At 67.5% G+C, this 26,963-nt stretch carries 29 protein-coding genes; 18 read left to right on the forward strand and 11 right to left on the reverse strand.

Features of this window, described 5'->3' with window-relative positions:
- The coding region (locus TX88_RS35230; RefSeq protein ID WP_044519707.1) for a sensor histidine kinase at nt 1-315 on the forward strand (315 nt) is incomplete at its 5' end.
- Here TX88_RS35230 and TX88_RS20410 read toward each other — a convergent pair.
- The 5 genes from TX88_RS20410 to TX88_RS20430 all read right to left on the reverse strand — a co-directional run bounded on the left by TX88_RS20410 (nt 312) and on the right by TX88_RS20430 (nt 5,301).
- A complete protein-coding gene (locus TX88_RS20410; RefSeq protein ID WP_044519708.1) occupies nt 312-968 on the reverse strand; it encodes a DUF305 domain-containing protein in 657 nt (218 codons plus the stop codon). The genes TX88_RS35230 and TX88_RS20410 overlap by 4 nt on opposite strands.
- A 63-nt stretch (nt 969-1,031) precedes the next feature.
- Nucleotides 1,032-2,138, reverse strand: coding sequence for an adenylate/guanylate cyclase domain-containing protein (locus TX88_RS20415; protein WP_044519709.1), 1,107 nt, complete (start codon nt 2,136-2,138; stop codon nt 1,032-1,034).
- Nucleotides 2,138-3,424, reverse strand: coding sequence for a GAF domain-containing protein (locus TX88_RS20420; RefSeq protein ID WP_044519710.1), 1,287 nt, complete (start codon nt 3,422-3,424; stop codon nt 2,138-2,140). The genes TX88_RS20415 and TX88_RS20420 overlap by 1 nt, the downstream gene beginning before the upstream one ends.
- A 45-nt stretch (nt 3,425-3,469) precedes the next feature.
- The gene (locus tag TX88_RS20425; protein ID WP_044519711.1) at nt 3,470-4,249 is read right to left on the reverse strand and encodes an acetoin reductase; all 780 of its coding nucleotides are present in this window, start codon (nt 4,247-4,249) and stop codon (nt 3,470-3,472) included.
- Nucleotides 4,246-5,301, reverse strand: a complete 1,056-nt coding sequence (locus tag TX88_RS20430) for a 2,3-butanediol dehydrogenase (protein ID WP_044519712.1) — start codon at nt 5,299-5,301, stop codon at nt 4,246-4,248. The genes TX88_RS20425 and TX88_RS20430 overlap by 4 nt, the downstream gene beginning before the upstream one ends.
- A 128-nt stretch (nt 5,302-5,429) precedes the next feature.
- On the opposite strand from TX88_RS20430, the gene TX88_RS20435 reads away from it, so the two are divergent.
- From TX88_RS20435 to TX88_RS20445, 3 genes are all read left to right on the forward strand, one after another.
- A complete protein-coding gene (locus TX88_RS20435) occupies nt 5,430-7,259 on the forward strand; it encodes a flavin-containing monooxygenase (RefSeq protein WP_044519713.1) in 1,830 nt (609 codons plus the stop codon).
- A gap of 84 nt (nt 7,260-7,343) precedes the next feature.
- Nucleotides 7,344-8,048, forward strand: coding sequence for a polysaccharide deacetylase family protein (locus tag TX88_RS20440; RefSeq protein ID WP_044519714.1), 705 nt, complete (start codon nt 7,344-7,346; stop codon nt 8,046-8,048).
- Nucleotides 8,045-8,560, forward strand: a complete 516-nt coding sequence (locus TX88_RS20445; protein WP_044519715.1) for a DNA-deoxyinosine glycosylase — start codon at nt 8,045-8,047, stop codon at nt 8,558-8,560. The genes TX88_RS20440 and TX88_RS20445 overlap by 4 nt, the downstream gene beginning before the upstream one ends.
- Here the strand turns inward: TX88_RS20445 and TX88_RS20450 are convergent.
- The gene (locus TX88_RS20450; RefSeq protein WP_044519716.1) at nt 8,523-8,798 is read right to left on the reverse strand and encodes a ribosomal protein L7/L12; all 276 of its coding nucleotides are present in this window, start codon (nt 8,796-8,798) and stop codon (nt 8,523-8,525) included. The genes TX88_RS20445 and TX88_RS20450 overlap by 38 nt on opposite strands.
- An 84-nt stretch (nt 8,799-8,882) precedes the next feature.
- On the opposite strand from TX88_RS20450, the gene TX88_RS20455 reads away from it, so the two are divergent.
- From TX88_RS20455 to TX88_RS20465, 3 genes are all read left to right on the forward strand, one after another.
- Entirely contained in the window at nt 8,883-12,050 is a 3,168-nt protein-coding gene (locus tag TX88_RS20455) for an ATP-binding protein (protein WP_044519717.1), read from the forward strand.
- A 51-nt stretch (nt 12,051-12,101) separates the two neighbouring features.
- Complete coding sequence (locus tag TX88_RS20460; RefSeq protein ID WP_044519718.1) at nt 12,102-13,625, forward strand: HNH endonuclease signature motif containing protein; 1,524 nt, start codon at nt 12,102-12,104, stop codon at nt 13,623-13,625.
- A 98-nt stretch (nt 13,626-13,723) separates the two neighbouring features.
- A complete protein-coding gene (locus tag TX88_RS20465) occupies nt 13,724-14,017 on the forward strand; it encodes a CDGP domain-containing protein (RefSeq protein ID WP_044519719.1) in 294 nt (97 codons plus the stop codon).
- Here the strand turns inward: TX88_RS20465 and TX88_RS20470 are convergent.
- Nucleotides 13,986-14,843: an AraC family transcriptional regulator gene (locus TX88_RS20470; protein ID WP_044521455.1), complete on the reverse strand. Its 858-nt coding sequence runs from the start codon at nt 14,841-14,843 to the stop codon at nt 13,986-13,988. The genes TX88_RS20465 and TX88_RS20470 overlap by 32 nt on opposite strands.
- Before the next feature lie 27 nt (nt 14,844-14,870).
- Between TX88_RS20470 and TX88_RS20475 the strand changes: the two genes are divergently transcribed.
- Genes TX88_RS20475 through TX88_RS20485 form a run of 3 tightly spaced genes read left to right on the forward strand, consistent with a single transcriptional unit; the run spans nt 14,871 to nt 16,242 of the window.
- Nucleotides 14,871-15,341 (forward strand): VOC family protein, encoded by a 471-nt coding sequence (locus TX88_RS20475; protein ID WP_044519721.1) that lies wholly within the window; start codon nt 14,871-14,873, stop codon nt 15,339-15,341.
- Nucleotides 15,342-15,350: 9 nt separating this feature from the next.
- Entirely contained in the window at nt 15,351-15,788 is a 438-nt protein-coding gene (locus TX88_RS20480; protein ID WP_044519724.1) for an HIT family protein, read from the forward strand.
- A 10-nt stretch (nt 15,789-15,798) separates the two neighbouring features.
- Complete coding sequence (locus TX88_RS20485) at nt 15,799-16,242, forward strand: nitroreductase family deazaflavin-dependent oxidoreductase (protein WP_044521456.1); 444 nt, start codon at nt 15,799-15,801, stop codon at nt 16,240-16,242.
- Nucleotides 16,243-16,262: 20 nt separating this feature from the next.
- On the opposite strand, the gene TX88_RS20490 is transcribed toward TX88_RS20485, so the two are convergent.
- Nucleotides 16,263-17,324, reverse strand: coding sequence for an LLM class flavin-dependent oxidoreductase (locus TX88_RS20490; protein ID WP_044519725.1), 1,062 nt, complete (start codon nt 17,322-17,324; stop codon nt 16,263-16,265).
- Between the two features lie 16 nt (nt 17,325-17,340).
- Complete coding sequence (locus tag TX88_RS20495) at nt 17,341-18,171, reverse strand: uracil-DNA glycosylase (protein WP_044519726.1); 831 nt, start codon at nt 18,169-18,171, stop codon at nt 17,341-17,343.
- A 68-nt stretch (nt 18,172-18,239) separates the two neighbouring features.
- On the opposite strand from TX88_RS20495, the gene TX88_RS20500 reads away from it, so the two are divergent.
- Entirely contained in the window at nt 18,240-19,484 is a 1,245-nt protein-coding gene (locus tag TX88_RS20500) for a multidrug efflux MFS transporter Tap (RefSeq protein WP_044519727.1), read from the forward strand.
- A gap of 9 nt (nt 19,485-19,493) precedes the next feature.
- Nucleotides 19,494-19,988, forward strand: coding sequence for a DUF4262 domain-containing protein (locus TX88_RS20505; RefSeq protein WP_049925226.1), 495 nt, complete (start codon nt 19,494-19,496; stop codon nt 19,986-19,988).
- Here TX88_RS20505 and TX88_RS20510 read toward each other — a convergent pair.
- On the reverse strand, nt 19,985-20,635 hold the full coding sequence (locus TX88_RS20510) for an HxlR-like winged helix-turn-helix transcriptional regulator (protein ID WP_044519729.1): 651 nt from the start codon (nt 20,633-20,635) through the stop codon (nt 19,985-19,987). The two genes, TX88_RS20505 and TX88_RS20510, sit on opposite strands and share 4 nt — an antisense overlap.
- 76 nt (nt 20,636-20,711) lie before the next feature.
- On the opposite strand from TX88_RS20510, the gene TX88_RS20515 reads away from it, so the two are divergent.
- The 3 genes from TX88_RS20515 to TX88_RS20525 are packed head-to-tail and all read left to right on the forward strand — an operon-like array spanning nt 20,712 to nt 23,280.
- Nucleotides 20,712-21,401 (forward strand): maleylpyruvate isomerase family mycothiol-dependent enzyme, encoded by a 690-nt coding sequence (locus TX88_RS20515; RefSeq protein WP_044519732.1) that lies wholly within the window; start codon nt 20,712-20,714, stop codon nt 21,399-21,401.
- A 12-nt stretch (nt 21,402-21,413) separates the two neighbouring features.
- Nucleotides 21,414-21,902, forward strand: coding sequence for a DUF3237 domain-containing protein (locus tag TX88_RS20520; protein ID WP_044519733.1), 489 nt, complete (start codon nt 21,414-21,416; stop codon nt 21,900-21,902).
- Between the two features lie 22 nt (nt 21,903-21,924).
- Nucleotides 21,925-23,280 (forward strand): FAD-binding oxidoreductase, encoded by a 1,356-nt coding sequence (locus TX88_RS20525; protein WP_044519734.1) that lies wholly within the window; start codon nt 21,925-21,927, stop codon nt 23,278-23,280.
- Nucleotides 23,281-23,283: 3 nt separating this feature from the next.
- Here the strand turns inward: TX88_RS20525 and TX88_RS20530 are convergent, their stop codons facing one another.
- A complete protein-coding gene (locus tag TX88_RS20530; protein ID WP_167333302.1) occupies nt 23,284-24,156 on the reverse strand; it encodes a rhomboid family intramembrane serine protease in 873 nt (290 codons plus the stop codon).
- Between the two features lie 93 nt (nt 24,157-24,249).
- Here TX88_RS20530 and TX88_RS20535 point away from each other — a divergent pair, with 93 nt between their 5' ends.
- From TX88_RS20535 to TX88_RS20545, 3 genes are read left to right on the forward strand one after another with little or no spacing between them, the layout of a single operon-like run.
- Nucleotides 24,250-25,488: a cytochrome P450 gene (locus TX88_RS20535; RefSeq protein ID WP_044519736.1), complete on the forward strand. Its 1,239-nt coding sequence runs from the start codon at nt 24,250-24,252 to the stop codon at nt 25,486-25,488.
- Nucleotides 25,488-26,078, forward strand: a complete 591-nt coding sequence (locus tag TX88_RS20540; protein ID WP_044519737.1) for a TetR/AcrR family transcriptional regulator — start codon at nt 25,488-25,490, stop codon at nt 26,076-26,078. The genes TX88_RS20535 and TX88_RS20540 overlap by 1 nt, the downstream gene beginning before the upstream one ends.
- Nucleotides 26,079-26,123: 45 nt before the next feature.
- Nucleotides 26,124-26,960: a DUF5995 family protein gene (locus tag TX88_RS20545; RefSeq protein ID WP_044519738.1), complete on the forward strand. Its 837-nt coding sequence runs from the start codon at nt 26,124-26,126 to the stop codon at nt 26,958-26,960.
- The last annotated feature ends 3 nt before the right edge of the window (nt 26,961-26,963 follow it).

The following is a 26,963-nucleotide window of genomic DNA, read 5'->3' on the forward strand; positions in this document are numbered from 1 at the left end:
ATCCTGGGCAACCTGCTCGACAACGCGCTGCGACACACCCCGGCCGGGGGCCGGGTGACGATCGACGCCGCCATGGCTGCCGACCGGAGCGTCAAGCTGACGGTGACCGACACCGGCGAGGGCATCCCCGCCGAGCACCTGCCCCATGTCTTCGAACGGTTCTACCGGGCCGACACCGCGCGCGACCGCGACCACGGCGGCTCCGGCATCGGACTGGCGATCGTGAAGGCCCTGGTCGAAGCGCACCGCGGCCACATCAGCGTGAGCAGTTCGGGTGCGGGGACCACCTTCACGATCATCCTGCCGACCGGTTAGAGCGAACCCAGGATCTGGCGCATGGTGTCGATCTCCTGCTGCTGCGTCTTCACGATGGTGCGGGCCATCTCGATCGCGGCGGGGTACTGACCGTCCTTGATCTCATCCTGCGCCATGGTGATCGCGCCCTCGTGGTGAGCGATCATGTGCGTCAGGTACAGCTTGGCCGCCTCGGCGCCCTGGGCGTTGCGCAGCGCGGTCATGTCGGTCTCCGACACCATGCCCTGCATGGCGGGCATGCTGCCCTGGCCCATGTCGCCGTGGCCCATGTCTCCGTGGCCCTGCTGCGGCATCGGCGGCATCGGGGGGTTGCCCCACTGCTTCAGCCAGCCCTGCATCTGCGCGATCTCCGGGGCCTGGGCACCCTTGATCTGAGTGGCCAGATCGGTCACCCGCGCATCGATACCCTGCTTGGCCAGCAGCACATCGCTCATCTCGACCGCCTGCTGGTGGTGCGGGATCATGTGCTGGGCGAACATCACGTCGGCATCGTTGTGAGCCTCGCTGGCTACCGGTGAGCTCGCTGCCGCCGAGGTGCTCTGGGTGTTGGTCATTTCCAGATCGGCAGTCCTGTCGGCCTTGTCGTTGCTACAACCGGCCACCAGTGCCGCCGCGACAACCGCGCCGGCGCTCAGCATCATCAGTTTCGTCATATCTCAAGCCTTACGAGAGTCGATGTGGCTGCCCTAGTCGTTCGATGAAGATTCGATAAAGGTCTATGCGGGCCTGGCCCGGAACAGCTTCACGTCATTCTTGACGCCCTTGAGGTGACGGGCTCCGGCAAATGACCATTCGAACCGGTCGTCGGCCCCGGCCTCGGCGATCGCCGCGCGGGCGGACTCGGCCACCAGCACGGTGCCGGGCCGCGCCGCCCCGGTGACCCGGCTCGCCAGATTGACGGAGCTGCCGAACCAGTCACCGGCCCGGCTCACCGCAGGCCCGGTCGCCAACCCGACCCGCAGCCGCGGGAAGTCCTCGTCGGTCTCGGTGGCGGCCACCAACTTCAGGGCCGCATCGAGCAGCGCCGCCGGATCGGTGCTGACCAACATCACCGCATCGCCGATCGTCTTGATCAGACGCACCGGTCCGACTGCCACCTCTCGTGCCGCGTCGGCCAATCGATTCGCCAGCCGCTCAAGGTCTTCGGGCTGCACAACCTCACCCAGCCGGGTGAACCCGACGATGTCGGCGAACGCGATGGTGACCAATCGGGCACCGGGCATCGGCAATCCCTCGGCGCGCTCAGAGGCAGTCACGGCCTCGGTCTCCAACGAGTGGCGCAGTTGCACGAACAGCATGTCGCGGATCATCGGCCCGATCAGCGGCGCCGCCTCCGCCACCAGCGCCTCGGTCGCCTTGGCGGTTTCCAGTTCTGTGGCCCCCGGCGTCAGCACGGCCGCCAGCGCGGCGTAGCGCATCACCTCGGCGGCCCGGCCCAATCCCTCGGAGAGCACCCGGGTGATCAACACGATCTGGTCCGGAGCGATGCCCAGCTCCAGGAAACGCTCGGCGAACGCCACCGCCTCGGCGTCGGCGCGCAACAGCACCGCGGCATCCGGGTCCTCGACTGTCGCCAGCCCCATCGCCCGTTGCAGTCGCTGTACCAGTCCGACATCGAGCCCGGTCTGCTCGCTGATCTCGCGCGTCGACACATAGGTACCGTCGTCGCCTGCCACCCGGCGCGAGGCCAGCAGCATCGGGGTACCGGCCTGGCGGATCTGGTCGGCCGTGATGCCGCGCGACAACAGCCATTCGACCAGTTCGGCACGCTGTGCGCCGGCTTCGCCGTCGAGCCCGTCAAGGAGTGTGGGGTCTGCCACCATCAGGTCAAGGTATACCGACGGGCCGCATGAACGGCCGGAGCTGTCGAGGACGCCAGCAACGACGACATGTCCTGGGGATAACGGACGTCCACGACCACCGAATCCCCGAAGCGGTACGGCCTGCCGGCCACCAGGCCGACGAACTGCTTACGCAGCCGCGACATCTCGGCGCGCACCGTCACCACCCTCGACCGGTCGCCGTAGAGATCCTCCGCCAGTTCCGGCGCCGACCGGCCCTGCCGGCTGGTCGCCAGGACCAGCAGAATCTCTGCGTGGCGGCAGGAGATGCTGCGCCGCCAGCTACCGAACTGACCGGACATCTCCAGCGTCGGTTCGCCATCCCGTAGGTCGAGGGTGACCCGCGATGGCGACGCGCTGGGCTCGGCGTCGTCGGCCACCCGGACCAGCCATCCGCCCGGCAGTGCCTCCACATCGCACATGCCCAGCGGGGGAATCCACACCCGGCCGGGTAACCCGCTCTCGGGCAACAAGATCCGGTTGTGCAGCGGCAAGGAGTCCACCGCCGCGACCCAGCCCTCGCCGTCGACTGCCAGCGCCGGACTGCCCACCCTGGCCAGGATGGGTGCCGCCACCGCACACAGGCGGTTCAACGTTCTGTCATGCGCCTCGCGCAGTTGCGATTCCGCGAGCCGGGCCACCAGGTCCACCAGGGCGACCGTCGTCGGATGCACGGTGGACGCCGGACCGGACACGTCGACGATGCCGATGACCTGACCGGTCCGGGGATCCCGGATGGGTGCACCTGCGCACGTCCACGGGTGGTGGCTGCGCAGGAAATGCTCGGCCGAGAAGATCTGCACAGCGCGGTGCGATGCGAGCGCCGTACCGATCCCGTTGGTGCCCACCGCGTTCTCACTCCATGTCGCGCCCTCGATGAAACCGAGGCGGTCAGCAAGGCTGAGCACGCGCGGTGAACCCGAGCGCCACAGCACGCGGCCGCGGGCGTCGGCGACCACCAGGATGTTGTCACCCTCTTCGATCACCGAGTCCAGCCCGCGCGAAACATCGTCGAGTACGGCGATGAGTCCGGACTGCTGCCGCAGCAAGTCCAGCCCGGTCGTCTCGACCTGTGGCGGAATGTGATGAGCCGGATTTATCCCCTTGGCGCGCAGCCTGTTCCAGGAGTCCTCGATCACCGCCCGGGGACGCGCGGGCGCGCGGTCGCCCGACATGGTCGCGTCGTACACGGCCGACAGGAGCATGGCGTACCGCCGCGGATCCTCACCGGGTGAGACCGCGGGCTCAGGTATCGATGAACCGGCCATCACCGCCGATTGTGCTCCACATCACATCGGGAAGCCAATCTCGGGCTACCGATACACCAACCCCCCGTCGATCAGACCGGCCTGACCAGTCATGTAATCGGCATCCGGTCCGGCCAGATAGGCAACGAATCCGGCCACGTCCTCGGGTGTTTCCGGCCGCCCCAACGCGATGCCGCCGGCGTACTTCTGGAATGTCTCCCCCTCGGCGGCGCCGGTCAGCTCGGCGAACCGCTTGTCGATCTCGACCCACATGTCGGTGCCGACGATGCCGGGACAGTAGGCGTTGACCGTGATGCCCGCCGACGCGTACTCCTTGGCCGCGGCCTGGGTCAGGCCACGCACCGCGAACTTGGTCGCGCTGTACACCCCGAGCATGGCGAAGCCGTCATGACCGGCGATCGACGAGGCATTGATGATCTTGCCCGGCCGGCCCAGTTCGATGAACTTGGCTGCGGCAGCCTGGATTCCCCACAGCACGCCGTCGACGTTGATCGACCACACCCGGGCGACGTCTGCGGGCGTGACCTCGGCGATCGGTCCGACCAGCGCGACCCCGGCGTTGTTGACCATGATGTCGAACCCGCCGAGGGCTCCCGCGGAATGCTCGACCGCGGCGTACACCGAGTCGCGGTCACTCACGTCGGTGACGAAAGTGGTTGCTTTCGCACCGATTTCGTCGATCTCCCCGGCCACCTCGTTGATGCCGTCCGGTACCACGTCGACCAGTGCGACGTCAGCGCCTTCCCGTGCCAGCCGCAGCGCGATACCCCGCCCGATCCCGCGGCCCGCGCCTGTCACCAGCGCCACCTTGCTCTGCAATGTCACGATGCGCCTCCGCTCGGGTCGACCAGAACCTTCATCTTCTTGCCTGCGTGCAGGGCTTCGAATCCCTCGTCGATCACGTCGTCGATGGCGATGGGAGTGACCCATCCCCTCGTGTCGTACACCCCCTGCGCCATGAGATCAATGACTGCCTCGAAGTCCGCCGAGGTGTAACACAGCGAGCCCTGGATCCTGGATTCGTTCATCACCAGATTGAGCAGCGGTGTCGTCAGCGGCTTCTCGTAGATCGCGACACTCACCGTCGGCTTGCGTGCACCCACACACGCGGTGGCCGCCTCGATCGCCGGGGCCACCCCCGCCGCGTCGAATGCCGCGTCGGCCCCGCGTCCCCCAGTCTGATCGGCGATGAACGCCGGGACGTCGAGTTCCGTCGGGTCCAGGGTCCTGGCGCCGAGTGTCTCGATCGCGGACCTGCGGGTGGGTGAGGGCTCCACGACGAACACGTCGTCGAGTCCCTTGCCGCGCAACGCGAACCACAGGCCGATACCGATCGGCCCGGCCCCGAAGATCACCGCGGTGTGCAGCGGGCCCACCTCACCGAGCGTCGCGGCGTGATAGGCCACCGACATCGGTTCGACCAGAGCGCCGAGCTCGAGGGAGACGTTGTCGGGAAGCCGGTGCAGCATGCCGGTCGGCACCACGGTGTACTCGGCCATGCCGCCGTCGGACATCAGGCCGTGGAAACCGATCTGCTGGCAGATGTTGTAGGTGCCTGCCCGGCACGGTGCGCAATTGTCGCATCGGTAAATCGGCTCGATGGCCACCCGGTCGCCCGGGGCGAAGCCGGTGACGCCCGCGCCCACATCGGTGATGGTGCCGGAGAACTCGTGGCCCATGGTCAGCGGCAGCTGCCGGCCGGTCAGCGGATGCGGCTCGGTTGGCACGAAGATCGGCCCTGCATAGTATTCATGCAGGTCAGTGCCGCATATTCCATTGAAGCCCACTTTGATCTTGACGGTGCCCGGGCCAGGGTCGGGCTCGGGGACGTCGGCGACTTCGACCTTGTTCGGTCCGTAGTACACGGCTGCTTTCATAGGGCCGTTCTAGGCGACCTGCCGGGTGCGCCGTAAGGGTTGCAAGACGTTGCGGTCTCAAACGCCGGGTCCGTTGCAACCCCGTGCAACCCTTGTTGCGGTGTTCGACACGGTGTGGGCTGGGCCACATGACGCAGACCACCGCCGCACCGCTGGCCACACTGTCACCACAGGAACGGGTTGACGCCTGGCTGGCCGATTTCGAATCCGCACTGGCCGACCGAGACATCGAGCGCGTCGTCGGAAAGTTCGCGACGGACAGCTTCTGGCGTGACCTGGTCGCCTTCACCTGGAACCTCAAGACCCTCGAGGGCCGCGACAGCATGGCCGACATGCTGACCACTCGCCTGGCGGACACCGACCCGTCCGGGTTCCGGACGGCGGAAACCCCGACCGAGGAATTCGACGGGGAGCACGTCGTCACCTCGGCGTTCATCGAGTTCGAAACCGCGGTGGGCCGCGGCAAGGGGCACCTGCGCCTGCGCGACGAGCTGGGCTGGACCCTGCTGACCACACTGCAGGAGCTGAAGGGTCACGAGGAGCGCAAGGGCACCAACCGGCCGTTGGGCGCCGTGCACGGCTCCGATCCGGACCGGCGTTCATGGGCCGAGAAGCGCCTCGACGAGGACCTGACACTGGGCTACACCGAGCAGCCCTACACCCTGGTGATCGGCGGTGGCCAGGGCGGCATCGCACTGGGTGCCCGGCTGCGCCAGCTCGGCGTGCCCGCCATCGTCGTCGACCAGCACGAACGCCCCGGCGACCAGTGGCGCAAGCGCTACAAGTCGCTGTGCCTGCACGACCCGGTCTGGTACGACCACCTGCCGTATCTCCCGTTCCCGCCGAACTGGCCGGTGTTCGCACCCAAGGACAAGATCGGTGACTGGCTGGAGTTCTACACCCGGGTCATGGAGGTGCCGTACTGGAGCTCGACCACCTGCCTGTCGGCGTCCTACGACGAAGACGAACAGCGGTGGACCGTCGAGGTGAACCGCAACGGCGAGCCCGTGACGCTGCGGCCGGCCCAGTTGGTGCTGGCGACGGGCATGTCGGGCAAGCCCAGCATCCCGACGCTCCCGGGCCAGGACGCGTTCCGAGGCGAGCAGCACCACTCCAGCCACCACCCCGGACCGGACCGGTACACCGGCAAGCGAGTCGTGGTGATCGGCTCCAACAACTCCGCCCACGACATCTGTAAAGCGTTGTACGAGAACTACGTCGACGTCACGATGGTGCAGCGCTCCTCGACACACATCGTGAAATCGGACTCGCTGATGGAGCTCGGTCTCGGCGACCTGTACTCGGAGCGGGCTGTCGCTGCCGGAATGACCACCGAGAAGGCCGATCTGACATTCGCGTCACTGCCCTATGCCATCATGGCCGACTTCCAGCGGCCCATCTACGATGCAATCCGCCAGCGCGACAAGGACTTCTACGCACGACTGGAAGCCGCCGGATTCGATCTGGACTTCGGCGACGACGACTCCGGACTGTTCATGAAGTACCTTCGCCGCGGCTCGGGCTACTACATCGACGTCGGTGCCTGCGAGCTGATCGCCGACGGCAGCATCAAACTCGCGCACGGCGAGGTGGATCGCCTGACCGAGGATTCGGTGATCCTGGCCGACGGCACCGAACTGCCCGCCGATGTGGTGGTGTACGCCACCGGGTTCGGTTCGATGAACGGCTGGGCGGCCGACCTGATCAGTCAGGAAGTCGCCGACCGGATCGGCAAGGTGTGGGGCCTCGGCTCCGGCACCACCAAGGATCCCGGGCCGTGGGAAGGCGAACAACGCAACATGTGGAAGCCCACCCAACAACCCAACCTCTGGCTCCACGGCGGCAATCTGCACCAATCCCGGCACTATTCGCTGTATCTGGCGTTGCAGCTCAAGGCCCGCTACGAGGGCCTGGCAACGCCGGTGTACGGACTGCAGGAGGTCCATCACCTGAGCTGACGACTCACGACATGGCGCCCCGAACGTGAATCCCCCCACGCCGTTCGGGGCGCCCGCGTGTATGCGCTTGCTATACATGCTGGGATGCGCCGATGGATGTGGAGCCTGGTTGTCCTGCTCGTCTTGGCGGTGACCGTGCTCGCCGGCGGCTACTGGGTGATGAACTCGCGTACCTTCGCACTCACCGGGCATCTGGTGCACCGGGTCGACACCTCGGCCAAGGTCATCGCCCTCACCTTCGACGACGGCCCGACCAGCCATACCCCCGAGGTGCTGCGGATGCTCCGTGACGCCGGAGTTCGGGCCACGTTCTACCTCACCGGCGCCGAGTTGACCGCCGCGCCGCAGTTCGGCACCGCGATCGCCGCGGCCGGCCACGAGATCGGCAATCACAGCTACTCGCACCGGCGGATGGTGCTGATGTCGCAGGCCACCGTCGCCGACGAGATCGAACGGACCGACGCAGCCATCCGGGCCACGGGGTACACCGGCCCGATCACCTTCCGCCCGCCCTACGGAAAGAAGCTCTGGACCCTGCCGCGTTACCTGTCCACCCATGACCGGACCATGGTCACCTGGGACGTCGAACCCGATTCGGCCACCGGAGCCGGTGCCGATGCGATCGTGGCCGAAACCGTCTCCGGGGCACGGCCGGGCTCGATCGTGCTGCTGCATGCCATGTACGACAGCCGGGCGGCATCGCGGGCCGCGGTCCCCCGCATCATCGACGAATTACGCTCGGCCGGTTACCGGTTCGCCACTGTGTCCGAACTGCTGGCGAACCCATGACCGAGCTGCTGCACGGCCTGGATCCCATCGTCGGCGAGGCGCCCACCGTGCTGATCCTGGGGAACATGCCCAGTGTGATGTCGCTGGCGTCCGGTCAGTACTACGGCAATCCGCGCAACGCGTTCTGGCGCATCACCGGTTCTTTGTTCGGGTTCGCTGCCGACGCACCCTATCTGGATCGGGTCGCCTCCCTGTGCGCCCATCGGGTGGCGGTGTGGGATGTGCTGCGGTCCTGTCGCCGGGTGGGCAGCCTGGACTCCGCGGTCGAGCGGGACAGCATGGTGCCCAACGACTTTGCGGCGTTCTTCGCCCGCTATCCGATGCTCGAGCGGGTGGTGTTCAACGGGGCCGCCGCCGAGGCGAACTACCGGCGCCTGGTCGGCAGTCCCCCGCTGCCCAGCGTGCGGGCACCGTCGACCAGCCCCGCGCAGACCATGCGCTACGAGGACAAACTCGAGGCGTGGCGCCGGGCGGTCAGGCCAGCCGGTCGACGATGTCCTTGGCCTCCTTGAGCCGCAGCCCGGTCTCATCGCGCAACAGTTTGATGGCGGCGATCTTGTTGCCCTGGAGGGCGAGCTGGCGGACCATCTGACTGGCCATCATCTCGCTGGGCTGACCCGCCGGCGGCACCGACACCGGGTGCCCAGCCGCCGATGCCGCGCGTTCCAGTGCCGCGACCCGGCGCTCGAGTTCCTCGACACGTCGGCGCAGGTCGTTGCTCGATTCGTCACGCCCGGCGAAAAGTCCCATCGTGCCAGTGTCGCATCACTGTCCTTTCTGCATTGCTGCGTTCTATCCTCGTTGCAGCAGGTTCTCCGATGGCGGGGGCTTCGAATGACGGAAACTGCAACGTGCCGCGCATGTGGCACCGCACCTCGGGCAGGCGCCCGGTACTGCGACGCGTGCGGCGCGCCCGTCACATCGACGCCGGGTGCCGAATACAAGCAGGTCACGGTGCTGTTCGCCGATGTTGTGCGGTCCATGGACATCGCGGCGACGTTGGGCGCCGAACGGCTCCGCGAAATCATGAGCGATCTGTTCAACCACTCCGCGGCCGTGGTCCGCCGATACGGCGGCACCGTCGACAAATTCACCGGTGACGGCATCATGGCCATCTTCGGGGCGCCTGTTGCATTGGAGGACCACGCTTTTCGCTCCTGCCTGGCCGCGCTGGAGATCCAGCAGCAGACCGCCGGTCTGGCGCTGCAGGTAAAGGCCCGCGACGGCCTCGACCTGCAGTTGCGCATCGGATTGAGCTCCGGCCAGGTCATCACCGGCGAGGTCGGCACCGACACGATGAGCTACACCGCGATCGGTGAGCACGTCGGTATGGCACAACGCATGGAATCGGTCGCCCCGCCCGGCGGGGTGATGCTCACCGAGTCCACCGCACACCTGGTCGAAGACACCATGATGCTCGGTGAGCCCGAGATGGTGCAGGTCAAAGGCACCGACCACCTGATCCGGGCACGCCGGCTGCTGGAGCTCAATTCCGCACACAACCTGCTCAATGTCGGCGAATCGACCCTGGTCGGCCGAGGCTGGGAGTTGTCCGCCGTGGAGGGCATCCTGGAGCGCTCGATCCAGGGGCACGGCAGCATTGTCCTGCTGGTGGGCGGGCCCGGCATCGGCAAGAGCCGGCTGGTCAGCGAGCTCGCGGCGAAGGCGGCGGCGCGCGGTGTGCCGGTGAACTCCACCTTCTGCGAATCCCACACCAGCGAGATCCCATTTCATGCCATCACGGGCCTCCTGCGGGCGGGATTCGGCGTGGCGGACCTGGACCGCGATGCCGCCCGCGCGAAGCTTCGAGACCAGGTTCCCGCCGACACCGAGGACAGTCTGGAGCTGCTCGACGACCTGCTGGGAATCGGCGACCCCGATGTCGTTCTGCCGGTGATCGACCCCGATGCCCGGCGGCGCCGGCTCACCACCCTGGTCAACGCGGCGTCGCTGGCGCGGACCAGCCCGGCGGTCTATGTCGTCGAGGATGCCCACTGGATCGACAGCGTCAGCGAATCGATGCTGTCGGACTTCCTGTCGGTGACGCCGCAGACTCCGTCCCTAGTCGTGATCACCTACCGCCCCGAATACCACGGGGCATTGAGTCATGTCCATGGCGCCCAGACCATTGTGCTTGCACCACTGGATGATTCGGAGACCGCGACCTTGATCACCGAGCTGCTGGGGACCGGTGACGGAGTGTCCGACCTGACCGACACCATCGCCGACCGGGCGGCCGGGAACCCGTTCTTCGCCCTCGAGATCGTCCGGGATCTCGCCGAACGCGGTCTGCTGCGCGGCGAACGAGGCGCCTATGTGCTGAACGGAGGCCATGGCCGGGTCAGCGTGCCCGCCACGCTGCAGGCCACCATCGCCGCCCGCATCGACCGGCTGGATCCCGCGGCCAAAAGGACGCTGAGCGCCGCCGCGGTGATCGGGTCCCGGTTCAGTGCCGGGTTGTTGGCCTGCCTGGACACCGAGCCGGTCTTCGAGGACCTGATCGAAGCCGAACTGATCGACCAGGTGCAGTACACCCCGTATGCGGAATACGCCTTCCATCACCCGATGGTGCGAACCGTCGCCTACGAATCGCAGCTCAAGTCCGATCGCGCCGAACTACATCGGCGGCTGGCCAACACCATTGAAGAACGCGAACCCGAACTGGCCGACGAGAACGCCGCGTTGATCGCCGAACACCTGGAGGCCGCCGGTGACCTGCACGCGGCCTACAACTGGCACATGCGCGCGGGAGCGTGGACGAACTCCCGGGATACGGCCGCAGCCCAGATGTGCTGGGAGCGTGCCCGTCAGATCGCCGACTTGTTGCCCACCGACGATCCCGACCGGCCGGCGATGCGGATAGCTCCGCGCACCCTCGTGTGCGGCAACGGCTTCCGCAGCAACGTGAAGGTTTCCGGTGCCCGATTCGAGGAACTGCAGGAGCTGTGCGAGGCCGCCGGGGACAAAGCCTCATTGGCCATCGGCATGGCCGGACTCACCGGCGAACTGATGCTGCAGGGTCGGGTGCGCGACGCGTCACGGCAGGTGTCCGAGCACATGACCCTGATCGAGTCCATCGGAGATCCCGCGCTCACCGTCGGCTTGTCGGCCACCCCGATCGCACTCAAGATCGAGAGCGGCGAAATGGGCGAGGTGCTGCGCTGGTCGCAGATGGCGATCGACCTGGCCGACGGCGACACCACCAAGGGCAACTTCATCGTCGGCTCACCACTGGCGGCAGCCTTCGCGGCGCGCAGCATCGCCAAATGGGCTCTCGGCCTTGAGGGTTGGCGCGCTGATCTCGATCATGCGCTCGCCATGGCACGTACCACCGACAGGTTCACACACGCACTCGTCATCACCTGGACGTACTTCACCACGGTGTCCTGCGGAGTGCTACTCGCAAGTGACGAAGCGCTGCGCGACATCGACGGGGCGCTGCAGATCACCGAAGGGGCAGGCGACGACATCGCGCTGGGCCTGGCCCGGGTGACCATGGGATACGCCTTGCTGAACCGGGATTCGCCCGCGGACCGCGAGCGCGGTCTGGCCATCCTCGGCCAGGTGCGACAGATGTGCGTGAGCGGACGGTTCTATATGTCCGAACTGATCGGCATCGACGTGTACACCGCGCGCGAACGGGCCAAGCGCGGTGACCGGGCCGGGGCCATCCGCGTGCTGCGCGAAGCGATCGACGACCTCTTTCACAGTGGACAGCTTCCGTACAACATCTTGGCGACGGGAATCCTCGCGGAGACTCTGCTGGACCGCGGCGCGCAGGGCGACGTGGCCGAGGCCGAGGCGGCGATCACCCGACTGGCGGCGACCCCGGCCGAGGACGGCCTGGTCATCCGCGACATCGTGCTCTTGCGGGCGAACGCGCTGATCGCGCGCGCCAAGGGTGAGGATGCGAACTACCGCGAATTCCGGGACCAGTACCGGGACCTCGCTACTCGACTCGACTTCGAGGGGCATATGGCGCTGGCCGCCGCAATGCCCTGATCTGGCGGATTCACCCCTGGCGTGTCGGTGGATGGTGGCATAATCGAACGTATGTTCGACGCTGATTCCGATGTGGTGCTGATCGACAGGATCAGTGCCACCGCGCGGGCGGAGTCGGTGGCGATCGCGGCCCGGTTGGCGGCGATCGGGGCGTTGGACACCCTGCGCGAACAGGAGCTGATCGAATCGATTTTCTGGCGTACTGATCCGTTCGAGGAGGTCGCCGCCGAAGTGTCTGCCGCGTTGCGGATCAGCCAGGGCCGCGCGAGCACGCAGGTGCACCGGGCTCGGGTGTTGCGCGACAAGTTGCCGTTGGTGGCGGCGCGGTTCGCGGCCGGGGACATCGACTACCGGGTGGTGTGCATGATCATCGCCCGTACCGGCATCGCCGATCCGGAGGTGTGGGCGGTGTTGGATGCGGAGTTGGCGGCGCGGGCGCATCGGTGGATGCGGCTGTCGGAACCCAAACTGCGTGACCGGGTGGATCAGTGGATCGCCAAACTCGATCCGAACGGGGAGCGGGTGCCGCCGAATCTGGTCGAGGAGCGGTTCGTGCAGATCGAGCCGCACAGCCCGGGTAGGGCTTCGGTGTGGGGCAACGTCGATGCCGCCGACGGGGCGGCACTGAACCAACGCCTCGATGCCGTGGCGGCCACGGTGTGCGAGAACGATCCGCGTACCCAGCAGCAGCGCCGCGCCGATGCGGTCGGTCCGTTGGCCCGCCTGGAATCGCATCTGCCGTGCCTGTGCGGGCTACCCGACTGCCCGGCAGGACAGAAACGAGCCGCCGCCAACGCCGCGGTGATCCATGTGCTGGCCGACCAAGCCACATTGGAGGGCGCCGCTGATGATCCGGGCTATCTACCCGGCCATGGCATCCTGCCCGCCCAAAGCGTGCGCGACCTGGCGGCCAGCGCCAAACTCAAGCCGGTGCCGATACCGACCGCTGAGCCGACGGAGCCGAGCGATCCGGCTGACATCTCGGGGCCAGCTGAGCCCGGCGCGGTGACCGAGCCCGGCACAGCGAGGGCACTCACCAACCCCGAGAATTCCGAGCCGGGGTATCGCCCGTCGGTGGCGCTCTCAGAGTTCATCCGGTGGCGGGACCTCACGTGCCGGTTCCCTGGCTGTGACGCCCCGGTCGAACGTTGCGACATCGACCACACGATGCCCTATCCGCTGGGCCCGACCCACCCGTCCAACACCAAGCTTTACTGCCGGACCCATCACTTGGTCAAAACTTTCTGCCCCGGTTGGTCGGATCGCCAATTACCCGATGGCACCGTCGAAATCACCGCACCCACCGGCCACACTTACGCCACCGAACCGCACGGCGCCGGCCTGTTCCCCACCCTGGGTCAGCCGACCGGGGACCTGAACCTGCCCGAACCACCGGCCGCGAGTCCGGACCGCGCCGCGATGATGCCAAGACGCCGCCAAACCCGCGAACAAGACCGCCAAGACCGCATCAGCGCCGAACGGCGTCAACGCGCCGAACTCAACAACGACCTCGAAGTCGAACGCCAATACCAAGCCTGGCTCGCCGAAGAATACGGACCACCACCACCATTCTGATGACGTAGACGCTGCCTGCCCACGGCTGAAGGCACAAACGCGCCACCAATGAGTTGCGTGAGCGGTAGGTTCGTGGGTACCGGCAGACGGGAGAACCCATGAAGCTCTTCATCATCGGAGGCTTGGCCGCCGCGCTGACGGTGAGCGGGCTGATCACCTCGGCTCCGCCTGCCAGTGCCGGCTGCGTGTATGGCGGCAACGTCATCAGCAAGTGCGACGGGCCCATCCAGCCCGATGGCAGCTGGCAACGGTGCATCGGAACCTGGGGCTACGTGCCCAGCGGTTGGAGCTCCCATCTGGTGCCTGTCAAGCGCTGCGACCCGATGGGTCCCGGCCATGACTATCCCTTGGACTTCACCTTCACCGACCCGCCGACCCATATCGACGACTAGTCGCGGCCGCGTACTCCCCCGGCGTGCTGCCCAGCATGGACCGGAAGTCGTTGATGAAATGGGCCTGGTCGTACCAGCCGAGTCGTACTGCGAGATCGGCGAAATCGACGTCAGGCACACTCTCGATCTCCAGGGCAGCCTGTTGTAACCGGTACCGGCACAGCACCCACTTGACCGTCACCCCGACATAGCGCCGGAACACCCGCTGCGTGGTTCGCGTACTCCACGGCGAGAGCGCCATGACCTGATCGACCCGGTGCAATGTCGCGTCGTCACGAATCCGGTCGATCAGCGGCGTCAACGCACAGTAGGTCGGGTCCACCTCTCCGGTCATCGCACTGATCGCCATATCCAGCCCGTGCCGGACCGCCGTCACGTCCTCCCCAAGAACGACTGGCGCGCCCAACAACTCGTCGTCCACCGGCACGACCCGTCCGGTCATCGCAGCGGCGTCCCCGCCGAACCGGGCGGTGAAACCGCCGGGCCGAAATCGTGCCCCGACCACGGCCCCACGCCCGCTGATGGTGATGCGGAAGACCTGGGGCACCACACCGTGGGGCAAGGTGCAGGGCAGCTGATGACCATGGCGCACAACGTCATCGCCCCACTCACGGGTCAGGTGCATGGCCGGGAAGGTGATCACCGTGCTCTCGAACGGACCTGCCTCATGCCGGTCCCAAGTCACCGACCAGAAGTGCTCGACGAACCTCGCGGCCTCCTCCGACGGCGCCCACCTGTGGAGGTCGAACGCCGCGGCATTGCCGGCGCGGCCGACCACGCCCCGCACTGGCGCGTTTGGCTCTGACGCATTTTTCCAAGCCGGCATCGCCACAAGCCTACGAAACTGGTCGACATGAGTGTCACACCGATCCCGGAGGGCTACACCAGCCTGACCCCGTTCATCTGCGTCGACGGAGCTGCCGAGGCGATCACGTTCTACCGCAACGTATTCGGCGCTGAGGTCATCGAGCGGATGGACGGACCCGACGGCACCGTCGCGCATGCCGAACTGGACTTCGGCACCGGCCGGCTACAACTAGGAGATCCGCAGGAGGCCTATCAGATCGCCGCCCCCACGCCGGGAGCCGCGGCAACGCATTCGATCGGGTTGTACTGCCCCGATGTCGATGAGGTGGTGGCCCGGGCTGAGCAGGCGGGTGCGACGATCCGCGAACCCGCGCAGACCTTCGTCACGGGCGACCGGTTCGCCTCCATCCTCGATCCGTTCGGCCAGCGCTGGACCGTGATGACGCGCGTCGAGGACTTCACACCCCAGGAGCGCGAACGCCGCGTCGCCGAGTGGGCGGCCACCGCCGGGGGTTAACGTGGCGGCATGTCTTGCGTGTTCTGCGCCATCGTCGCCGGGGAAGCCCCGGCCATCCGTATCTACGAGGACGACGATTACCTGGGCATTCTCGACATCAGGCCGTTCACCCGGGGACACACCCTCGTGATCCCTAAGCGGCATACCGTCGACCTGACGGATACGCCGCCGGAGACCGTGGCCAAGATGGCAGGCATCGGCCAGCGCATCGCGCGTGCAGCCCGGCTGTCCGGGCTGCACGCCGACGGGAACAACATCGTGATCAACGACGGCAAGGCCGCGTTCCAGAGCGTGTTCCACATCCACCTGCACGTGGTGCCACGCCGCTCCGGTGACAAGTTGTCGTTCGCCAAGGGCATGATGCTGCGCCGTGACCCGGACCGCGAGGAGTCGGGACGCCTCCTACGTGCGGCGTTGGCGCAGCTCGACGAATCCGCGCAGGATTGAGCGCATGAGCATGCCCTGGTGGGAGCGCTATATCGGCCTCCCGATGTTGATGTTGCACGACAAGATCTACAAAGCCACGGACGGCCGGATCGGGCACACGATCCCGGGTGGCCCGTCGACGCTGATCCTGCATACCGTCGGCGCCAAAACCGGCCAGCAGCGCGCGAATTCGCTGGCCTACGCAAAGGACGGCGCCGACTACCTCGTGGTGGCATCCAAGGGCGGCGAGCCCACGTCACCGGGCTGGTATCACAACCTGAAGGCCAAGCCGCAGGTCGAGATCAACGTCGGCCCCAAGCGATTCGGCGTCACGGCCAAGCCGGTGCTGCCCGGAGATCCCGACTACCCACGGCTGTGGGACATCGTGAACGACATGAAGGGCAACAAGAACCGCTATATCGGCTACCAGAAGCGGACGACGCGCCCGATTCCGGTGGTCGTGCTGACGCCCTAGAAGCGCCATAGAAGACAGACCTAGAACAGCTCTTTGGCGAGCAGTTCCAGCGTGGTGTCGCGCGCCGTCGCGGTGGCCGGATCGGCACCGCGGCGGGCCGAGCCCACCGGGTTGACCATGACCTCGTCGACGTCGAATTCTTCGGCCAGGGCCCGGACCTGATCAGCAGCCTCGGTGGGTGAGCCGACCACGGCACGGGCCAGCCCGGAGGCCACGACGGCCTGGGCCTGCGGCGAGAGGCTGCCCGACTGTGCCACGGCCTCAGCATCCTCGACCAGGTCGAGGGCGCCGAGCGGCTGGCCGGTGCGCAGCCGGCCCATCATCTGCAGCTGCGGCAGGATCAACGCCTTGGCCTCTTCGGTGGTCTCTGCCACCGAAGCGTTGACGGTCAGGAAGGTCACGGGCTCGGCCGCCAGATCACTGGGCTGGAACTCGTCGCGGTAGACGGCCAGCGCCTCGGCAGTGCCGTGCCCCGAGAAGTGATGGGCGAACACGTACGGCAATCCCTTGGCCGCCGCCAGGTGCGCCGAGTACATCGACGAGCCGAGCAGCCACATCCGTGGCTCGCTGAGCGCGGCCGGAGTCGCCTTGAGCACATAGTTCTCGCGCATCAGATCCCGCGGCAACGGCACCCGCACCCCGCGCGCACTCATCAGCGCCACCACGTCGTCGAGGTACTGCGGGAATGCCTCGATATCGCGATCATCGCGGCCTGCGGCGCCGCGTAGTGCCAGCGAGGTGACCGGGTCGGAGCCCGGGGCCCGGCCGATGCCGAGGTCGATGCGACCGGGATTGGCGGCCTCCAGCAGCGCGAACTGCTCGGCCACCGCCAGCGGTGCGTGGTTGGGCAACATCACTCCGCCCGAGCCCAGCCGCAGCTGCGTGGTGTGCGCGGCCAGGTGGGCGATCAGCACCGGCGGGCTGGTGGCAGCAACCGCGGGCATGTTGTGGTGCTCGGCGAGCCAGTAGCGCGTGTATCCGAGCCGGTCAGCGGTCTGCGCCAGGTGAGTCGTTGCCGTCAGGGCATCGGCAGTGGACTGATCGGTACGCACCGGGACGAGGTCGAGGACAGAAAGCCGCATGACAGCGTCAACGTCATCAGCCGGCGGGTTCGTTCCCGAGACGCCGTGCGGTGACAAAGAGGTCGTCGAGCATGGCCTCGGTGAGCCGGCCGGTGAACGTGTTCTGCTGGCTTGGGTGGAAGCACCCGAGCAGCGTGACCGGGCCGAACTCCGAGGTCAGCGTCACCGTCGCACCGTGGCCGAACTTGGGCGCGGGTTTGATGGTCGAGCCGAGCAGCTCCAGGGCCGCCCGCCACGCGAAACCCCCCAACGCGATGACCACCCGCACCGACGGCCCGACCAGTCGCCATTCAGCCTGCAGCCACGGCGCACACGTGGCCCGCTCTGCCGGGGTGGGCGCGTTGGCCGGCGGTGCACAGCGCACCGCCGCGGCCATGCGGGTGTCGATCAGCTGCATGCCATCGGCGGCATCGACGCACACCGCCTGGTTGGCCAGCCCGGCCCGGTGCAACGCCGCGAACAGGAAATCCCCGGACCGGTCCCCGGTGAACACCCGCCCGGTGCGGTTGGCGCCGTGGGCGGCCGGGGCCAACCCGACGATGAAGATGCCGGGCGCCTCCGCACCGAAACCGGTGGCCGGCCTGCCCCAATATGGTTGATCGGCAAAGGATTTCCGTTTGGCTACGGCCACCTCTTCGCGCCATTTGACCAGCCGGGGGCAGGCCCGGCACACCGAGACCGGCGCGTCCAGTTCCGGCACGGTGGACACCCGGGCGGCAAGCCGCCGCACCTGCGCGGCGGTCTTGGCCACCGGCGTGGTCGCATCCGCCGGATCGCCAGGCCAGCCCGAACCGGGCGGTACCGGGGAGTCGAATAGATCTCCGGTCCTCGGATGGGGCAGCTCCATCACTTAACTGTGCCCCAAAATCCGTCGCGTACACCCGGGGCGCGCTGTTAGATTCGCCGCGATACCCCATGACGAACACCAAGCGCGGCCCACTGCTGCTGATCCTGTTCGCCGCGTTGATGGCCGGCGCTGGCAACGGCATCACGATCGTCGCGTTCCCGTGGCTGGTGTTGCAGCGCAACGGATCCGCGCTCGACGCGTCCATCGTCGCGATGGCCGGGACCCTGCCGCTGCTGGTGGCCACCCTGATCGCCGGAGCCGCCGTCGACTATCTGGGGCGCCGACGGGTGTCGATGATCTCCGATCTGCTCTCGGCTCTGTCGGTCGCGGCGGTACCGATGCTGGCTCTGATATTCGGGGTGGACGCGGTCAACGTCGCGGTGCTGGCAGCCCTGGCCGCACTCGGCGCTTTCTTCGACCCGGCCGGGATGACCGCGCGGGAGACCATGTTGCCCGAGGCCGCGGGCCGGGCCGGCTGGACCCTGGACCACGCCAACAGCGTGTACGAGGCGGTGTTCAACCTGGCCTACATCGTCGGCCCAGGCATCGGCGGCCTGCTGATCGCCACCCTCGGCGGGATCAACACCATGTGGGTGACCGCAGGCGCGTTCTGCTGCTCGATTCTGGCCATCTCGGTGCTGCGCCTGGAGGGCGCGGGCACCCCGGACCGCTCGATGCTGACCGAAGGCGTGCTCGCCGGCATCGCCGAAGGGCTGCGATTCGTCTGGCACACACCGGTATTGCGCACCCTGGCGATCGTCGACCTGGTGGCCACCGGCCTCTACATGCCCATGGAATCCGTCCTGTTCCCGAAGTACTTCACCGACCGCAACGAGCCCACCGAACTGGGCTGGGTGCTGATGGCGTTGAGCATCGGCGGGCTGCTGGGCGCACTCGGCTACGCGGTGCTGTCGAAGTACATGAGCCGACGGGCCACGATGCTGATCGCGGTGATCACGCTCGGTGTGGCGATGACGGTGATCGCCTTCTTGCCACCACTCCCGCTGATCCTGGTGCTGTGCGCGATCGTCGGGTTCGTCTACGGGCCGATCGCACCCATCTACAACTACGTCATGCAGACCACCGCCCCGCAGCACCTGCGCGGCCGGGTGGTCGGGGTGATGGGTTCACTGGCCTACGCCGCGGGCCCGCTCGGGCTGATCCTGGCCGGGCCACTGGCCGACGCCGCCGGGCTGCACGCGACGTTCCTGGCACTGTCCCTGCCGATGCTGTTGCTCGGCTTGGTCGCGGTGTTCCTGACCGCGCTGCGCGAGCTGGACCGGCCGCCACGAACGGAACACGGTTCGACGTAACCTTTTCGGGTGAGCGACGCCCCCGAGGAACGCGACAGCCGTATCTCCGCGAACGTGACCGATCACGGCTGGCACGTGATGGGTGTCGGCGCCGGGGGTGAGGCGCCTGCCGACTGGGCATACTCGATCGGCTTGTGGCACACCCTGCGCAGTCCGGAGGTTTGCCTGTTCGGCCTACGGATCGAGACGATGATGACGATCGTCAACGTGGCGGGACAGGAAGTCCGCGACGACCGCCCGCTGGAATCCGGCCAGGTGCGTGACGACATCCTCGAGGACTATTCGGTGGCCGTCCGGGAGGTACACCCCAGTTGGTACCGGGACTTCTTCGGTGCCGGGATCGACTTCCACCAAGCGTGGTTTCCGGTCGTACAGATGTTCTGGCCCGACCGGGACGGCAGATTCCCATGGGACGAGCAGGTGCAGGAATACTGCCGGGCCGGCCAGCCCCTGTTGTGGATCCCGAAAGAGGAGACCAGCGGACCGTGGACTGAGCTCGACTAGCTCCTGATCCGTGGTGGGGCAAAGACTTTCGCCAGCTGCCTGACCGCGGCGGGATCTCCGTCGATCACCAGGCTGCCATCGGCCACCAGGGCCGGCACCTGCGCCGGGTCCATCGCCGCACCCAAGACCTCAGCCTCGCCGGTGAGTGTCACGTCGGGCACCGTCCCGTCCTCGCACGCGTCGATGCGGTCCGGCCCGATCTCGACGGTCGCCTGCCCCTCGGGGGTCACGAGGCACACCGTGACCGGCGGTCCGTCACGGTCGGCACGGACGAACGCGCGCACCGAGCGGATCAACCACTCGGGACGCATCGCGTCCCCTGGTGCGCGGGTCTCGATGAGATGCCGGCCCCACCGGGAGTAGGCGTTGATCACGTCCTCGAGTGCCCGGCCGTCGTCGGTGAGTTCGTACACCGTAGTGGACGCCGGCTTCGGCAGCGTGTGCTTGCGCACCAGGCCGTTCGCCTCCAGGTCGCGCAGCCGCCCGGCCAGCATGTCGGTGGAGATCGGGGCCAGCGAGCTCAGCAGGTCTCCGTACCGCAGCGGGCCTTCCAGCAGGTCCCTGACCACCAGCAGGGTCCAGCGATCCCCGACCATGTCGAGGCTCTTCGCCAGTGCGCAGTGCTGCCCGTAGGACCGTGACGCCATACGGCCAGCATAGTCGCAATTGGAATTTCCAACTTGATACTTGTTTTTTCCAAGTTGATGGGCCTACCGTGACGACATGACCCTCGACAATCTGCTCACCGCCGCCACCGACGAAGCCCTGGCCTTCGCCGACCTGCTCGAAAGCCTCGACCCGGACCAGCGCCGCTCCCCCACCCCGTGCGCGGGCTGGACCATCGACGACCTGGCCGACCACGTGGCCGTCGTCTGTTTCCGCGACGCCGAGGCCTACCACCGCGCACGGGCCCAAATCACCACGCCGCCAGGAGAACTCACCCTGACCAACCCCGACCTACCGGCGGCCATCCGGCTGGCGGTCGGACATCTGCAGGCCGCGTTCGATCAGGCACCCAGTCAGTGGCCGGTGATACCGGCACCGTTCGGCGACTTCCCGGTGGCCGCCGCATTGCGCTCGCTGATCCTGGAATTCGGGGTACACCTGGACGACCTGAAGGTGGCCACCGGCGACCGCCGCTCGACGTTCTCCCCGGCCACCATCGAAGCGATCCTCGGATTCGGCGAGTTGTTCCTGCTACGCCAGGCCCAACCGCTGGAGAGCGGGCCCGTCACCCTGCGGCTGACCGCACCGTCGAAGTCCATGGCCATCACCTGGACCGGGAGGAACTGGGTCCAGGGCGCCGGCGCCGACGAGCACCGCGTCGAAGGCTCCGACGACGCGATCGCCCGGCTCATGCTGCGCCGGGGCGAAGCCGACGACCTGGTTGGCGCAGCGATTCGTCCGCTCTAGGAGGGAACCGAAATGACCACACTGACAACACCTCTCGTCGATATCGACGCCACCCCGGCCTTCGACCACTTGCTCGACATCCGTATCGCCTTCGAGTCTGTACACGTTTTTTCCACCCCGTTGGGCACTCGCATGACCTACGTCGTCAAGCAAGGCCGGTGCGTCGGGCCGCGCATCGCGGCCGACGTCCTGCCCGGCGGAGGCGATTGGGTCCTGCTCGGCACCGACGGGGTGGCACGCCTGGATGTGCGCGCCACCCTGCGCACCGACGACGGCGCCCTCATCTACCTGACCAACACCGGCCGGGTCCAGATGGACAAGGCGACCGCTGACCGGTTCACCGCCGGAGAGCTGATCCGTCACGACGAGATGACAGCGAGGTCCAGCCCGCTCTTCGAGACCGGTGACGAGCGCTACCGGTGGCTGAACGCCGTCCACACCGTTGCCATCAACCAGGTATCGCTCAGCGAGGTGCACTACCGGGTATTCGCCGTCGGCTGACACCCGCTCGTAGGATCGCGGTGTGCTGTCAGAGCTGATCGCCGAACTGCCCGAAGGTGTCGTCGTCACCGACCCCGACATCCTGGCCTCCTACCGCCAGGACCGGGCTGCCGATCCGGCCGCGGGGACACCGCTGGCAGTGGTCCGGCCCACCCGCACCGAGGAGGTGCAGGCCGTGCTGCGCTGGGCCAGCGCGCACCGGGTGGCGGTCGTGCCGCGCGGCGCGGGGACCGGGTTGTCCGGCGGTGCGACGGCACTCGACGGCGGCATCGTGTTGTCCACCGAGAAGATGCGCGACATCACCGTCGACCCGGTCACCCGCACTGCCGTGGTGCAGCCCGGCCTGCTCAACGCCGAGGTAAAGAAGGCCGTTGCCGCACAGGGACTTTGGTACCCGCCCGACCCGTCGTCCTTCGAGATCTGCAGCATCGGCGGCAATGTCGCCACCAACGCGGGCGGGCTCTGCTGCGTCAAGTACGGCGTGACCACCGATTACATTCTGGGCCTGCAGGTGGTACTGGCCGACGGCACCGCGGTGCGCCTGGGCGGTCCGCGGTTGAAAGACGTTGCGGGCCTGAGCCTGACCAAACTGTTCGTCGGCAGCGAGGGCACCCTTGGCGTGGTCACCGAGGCGACGCTGCGGCTGCTTCCGCCACAACACTCCCCGTGCACCGTGGTGGCCACGTTCGATTCCGTGGAAGCCGCATCGAACTCGGTCGTGAAGATCACCGGAAAGATCCGGCCGTCGATGCTGGAATTCATGGACTCGGTGGCGATCAACGCGGTCGAGGACAAGCTCAAGATGGGGCTGGACCGCAACGCCGCGGCGATGATGGTCGCGGCCTCCGACGATCGGGGTGCCGCGGGGGCCGACGACGCCGAATTCATGGCTCAGGTGTTCACCGAATGCGGTGCCACCGAGGTGTTTTCCACCTCCGACCCGGACGAGGGCGAGGCCTTCGTGGCCGCGCGCCGCTTCGCCATCCCGGCCGTGGAGGCCAAGGGGTCACTGCTCCTGGAGGACGTCGGGGTGCCGCTGCCCGCACTGGCCGAACTGGTCAGCGGGGTGGCGGCGATCGCGGCCCATCGGGATCTGCTGATCTCGGTGATCGCCCACGCCGGTGACGGCAACACCCACCCGCTGATCGTGTTCGATCCGGCCGATGCCGACATGGCCGCGCGGGCGCAGCTGGCCTTCGGCGAGATCATGGATCTTGCCGTGGGACTGGGCGGCACCATCACCGGCGAGCACGGTGTGGGCCGGCTCAAGCAGCCGTGGCTGGCCGGCCAGATCGGCCCGGACGCAGTGGAACTCAATCACCGGATCAAGCAGGCACTGGACCCGCAGAACATCCTCAATCCCGGCGCGGCGATCTAGGCCTCAGGCCATGCCGAAGCCGGCGAGCAGACTGCTTGTACGCCAGGCGATCAGCGCGGCGAACAACACCAGCACCGCCACCGAGACCCCGGCCTGAATCGCATTGCGGCGCTCACGCGGGGCGTACACGAAGGCCGCGGCGACCAACGCACCGGTGACCAGGCCGCCGATGTGGCCCTGCCAGCTGATCGACCCGGTCCCGAGCGCGGGTCCGGCGAAGGTGAACACCAGGTTGATGATGACGACGGCAGCGATCGAGCGGACATCGAGATTGAGCTTGCGGGCCACCACGAAGATCGCGCCGAACAGACCGAAGATCGCCCCGGAAGCCCCGGCCGTCGCACTGTTCAGCGGGGAGGCCAGATATACCAGCACCGAGCCGCCGAGCCCGCTCAGCGCATACAACGTCCCGAACCGCAGCCGGCCCAGCCACTGTTCCAGCGGCGGCCCCACCACGTAGAGCGCCCACATGTTGAACAGCAGGTGCATCGCGCCGTAGTGCAGGAACATCGAGGTCACCAGGCGGTAGTACTCGTCGTGCGCGGCGACGCCGGGCGGCCACAGCGTGAGTTCCTGCTCCAGGTTCTTCGAGGTCATCTGCAGCACGAACATCAGCACGTTCACCGCGATGAGCGAGTAGGTCAGGATCGGGGCGCCCGTGCGCACCTTCCCGCCGAACTGGGTGCGTGGTGCCTGAATCGACTTGGCTCCCTCGTTGACGCAGTCCACGCACTGATGGCCCACGGCCGCCGAGCGCATGCACTCCGGGCAGACGGGGCGATGGCAGCGCGTGCAGTGCACGTAGGTGGGGCGGTCCGGATGCCGGTAACACGTCGGCGTCTGGGCAGGTAACTGCGGCGCGTCAGGGGTGCTCATCACGCCCGAGCCTAATGCGGACCTCAGGACGGTGATGACGGCCCAGCCAACCGACTATTGACACTATTCCCCTCTATGTCGTACGAATAAGACATGGCAGCGACTTTGTCTCACAGCCCCGCCCGGTTCGTCCCCGCAGATGCCGATACCTGGCCCAACCCGTGGCCCATGTATGCCGCGCTGCGCGACCACGACCCGGTGCACCACGTGGTGCCCGACGAGCACCCCGAGCAGGACTACTACGTGCTGTCTCGGCACGCCGACATCTGGGCCGCCGCCCGCGACCACGGCACCTTCTCGTCGGCGCAGGGCCTGACGGTCACCTACGGCGAGCTGGACATGATCGGGCTGGCCGACAATCCGCCGTTCGTCATGCAGGACCCGCCGGTACACACCGAGTTCCGCAAGCTGGTCTCGCGCGGGTTCACCCCGCGCCAGGTGGAAGCCGTCGAGCCGAAGGTGCGGGACTTCGTCGTCGAGCGCCTCGAGGGGTTGCGCTCGAACGGCGGTGGCGACATCGCCGCCGAGCTGTTCAAGCCACTGCCCTCGATGGTCGTCGCGCACTACCTCGGGGTGCCCGAGGAAGACCGGGACCAGTTCGACGGCTGGACCGATGCGATCGTCGCGGCCAACAGCTCGGCCGGTGGCATCACCGCGGCCATGGGCACCGCCGGCGCCGCCGTGGCCTCGATGATGGCCTACTTCTCGGAGCTCATCGAACGGCGCCGCAGCGAACCCGGCGACGACACCATCTCGCACCTGGTGGCCGCGGGCGTGGGCGCCGACGGCGACATCGCCGGTGTGCTGTCGATCCTGGCCTTCACCTTCACCATGGTCACCGGCGGCAACGACACCACCACCGGAATGCTCGGCGGCGCAGTGCAACTCCTGCAGCAGCGGCCCGATCAACGCAAGCTCCTGATCGACGACCCTGAGTTGATCCCGGAGGCGATCGACGAATTCCTGCGCCTGACCTCCCCGGTCCAGGGCCTGGCCCGCACCACCACCCGCGAGGTCACCATCGGCGACACCACCATCCCGGCCGGACGCAAGACTCTGCTGCTGTACGGCTCGGGCAACCGCGACGAGCGCGAGTTCGGCGCCGATGCAGCCGAACTCGACGTGCGGCGATCCCCGCGCAACATCCTGACCTTCAGCCACGGCGCGCATTTCTGCCTCGGTGCGGCCGCGGCCCGGATGCAGTCCAGGGTCGCGCTGACCGAACTGCTCTCGCGTTACCCCGATTTCGAGGTCGACCTGGACTCCGTGACGTGGGCAGGCGGCAGCTACGTGCGGCGGCCGTTCTCGGTGCTGTTCCGGGCAGGGGCCTGATGCCCCGCGACTGGTTGTCGGCCCGGCGGTCCGAAGTGGCCGCCGACCACATCCTCGACGCCGCCGACGCCCTGTTCACCCAGCAGGACGCGGCGACCGTCGGCATGCACGAGATCGCGACGGCCGCAGGTTGTTCCCGCGCCACGCTGTACCGCTACTTCGAGAATCGCGACGCGCTCTACACCGCCTATGTGCACCGCGAGGCGCGCCGCCTGTACGAAGAGGTCAGCGAACAGGTGGCCGCGGTGAAGGATCCGACGCAGCGACTGATCGAAGGTGTGATCACCGCGCTGAACGCGGTGCGCGACAGCCCGGCCCTGTCGTCGTGGTTCGCCACCGCGCAGCGGCCGATCGGCGGCGAGATGGCCGAACACTCCGAGGTGATCCGGGCGCTGGTCGAGGGCTTCGTCGGTTCGCTCGCCGGCGGAGCAACGCAAGCCGACGACGAGGTGGGCCGGCGGGCCAGGTGGTTGGTGCGCGTCATGGTGTCGCTGCTGGTCTTCCCCGGCGGCGACGAGACCGACGAGCGCACCATGCTGGCCGAGTTCGTCGCCCCTCTGGTCATTCCGGCACAACTACCGGTGGAGTAGCCGATTGCCGGGCGGAACAGGCTCACCTGCCCCATACTTTCGAATATGGCCAGTCACCCGACGCCACTGCCGCCGATACCGCCGGTCACCAGCATTGCCGAGGTCGTGTCGGCCACCGACACGGTCACCGACTGGGCGGTGGAAAACTCAAGTCGGCTGGGCTATTTCGCAGCCCTGTACAAGCGGATCACCATCGCGGTCGGTGTCGCGGTCGAGGACGGGGCATTCGAGGACGGCCCGCGGATGGACCGGCTCGACGCGGCGTTCGCGCAGCGCTACTTCGATGCGCTGAACGGGTACTTCCACCCCGACCGGTACTCGAAGCCGACCCGGTCGTGGCGGGCCACCTTCCAGTGGGCCGACAAGCCCGAGCCGATCCTGGTGCAGCACATGCTCGCCGGGGTCACCGCCCACATCGTCCTGGACCTCGGCATCGCGGTGCAGGGTCTCGTCGGCCCGGGCCAACTGCCCTCGCTGCACAAGGATTTCGACACCATCAACGCGGTGCTGGCGAGCCAGATCGGCGGGGTGGTCAACGACATCAACGAACTCTCCCCGGCGCTGGCCGACATCTATGCCGTGCTCCAACAGCACCAGATCTTTGTCCTCAACGAGGCGATCCGCTCGCTGCGCGACAGCGCCTGGCGATTCGCCACGGTGCTGGCACTTGAGCCCGGATTCGCGCGGCCGGCGACGATCTGGGCGCGAGACCTACAGGTGAGTCAGCAGGCGCAGGCCGCGTTCGACCCGCCCAGCCTGGTCGGCGCATTCGATCTGGCGATCAAAGAGATCGCGGCGCGCGAGAGTCGCGACGTGGCCCACAACGTCCAAGTGCTCGACGAGATCGCTTCGACGCCCGCCCCGATTCAAACCGCGCTGTGATCC

The organism is Mycolicibacterium septicum DSM 44393 (assembly GCF_000455325.1).
Taxonomy (GTDB): Bacteria; Actinomycetota; Actinomycetes; order Mycobacteriales; family Mycobacteriaceae; genus Mycobacterium; species Mycobacterium septicum.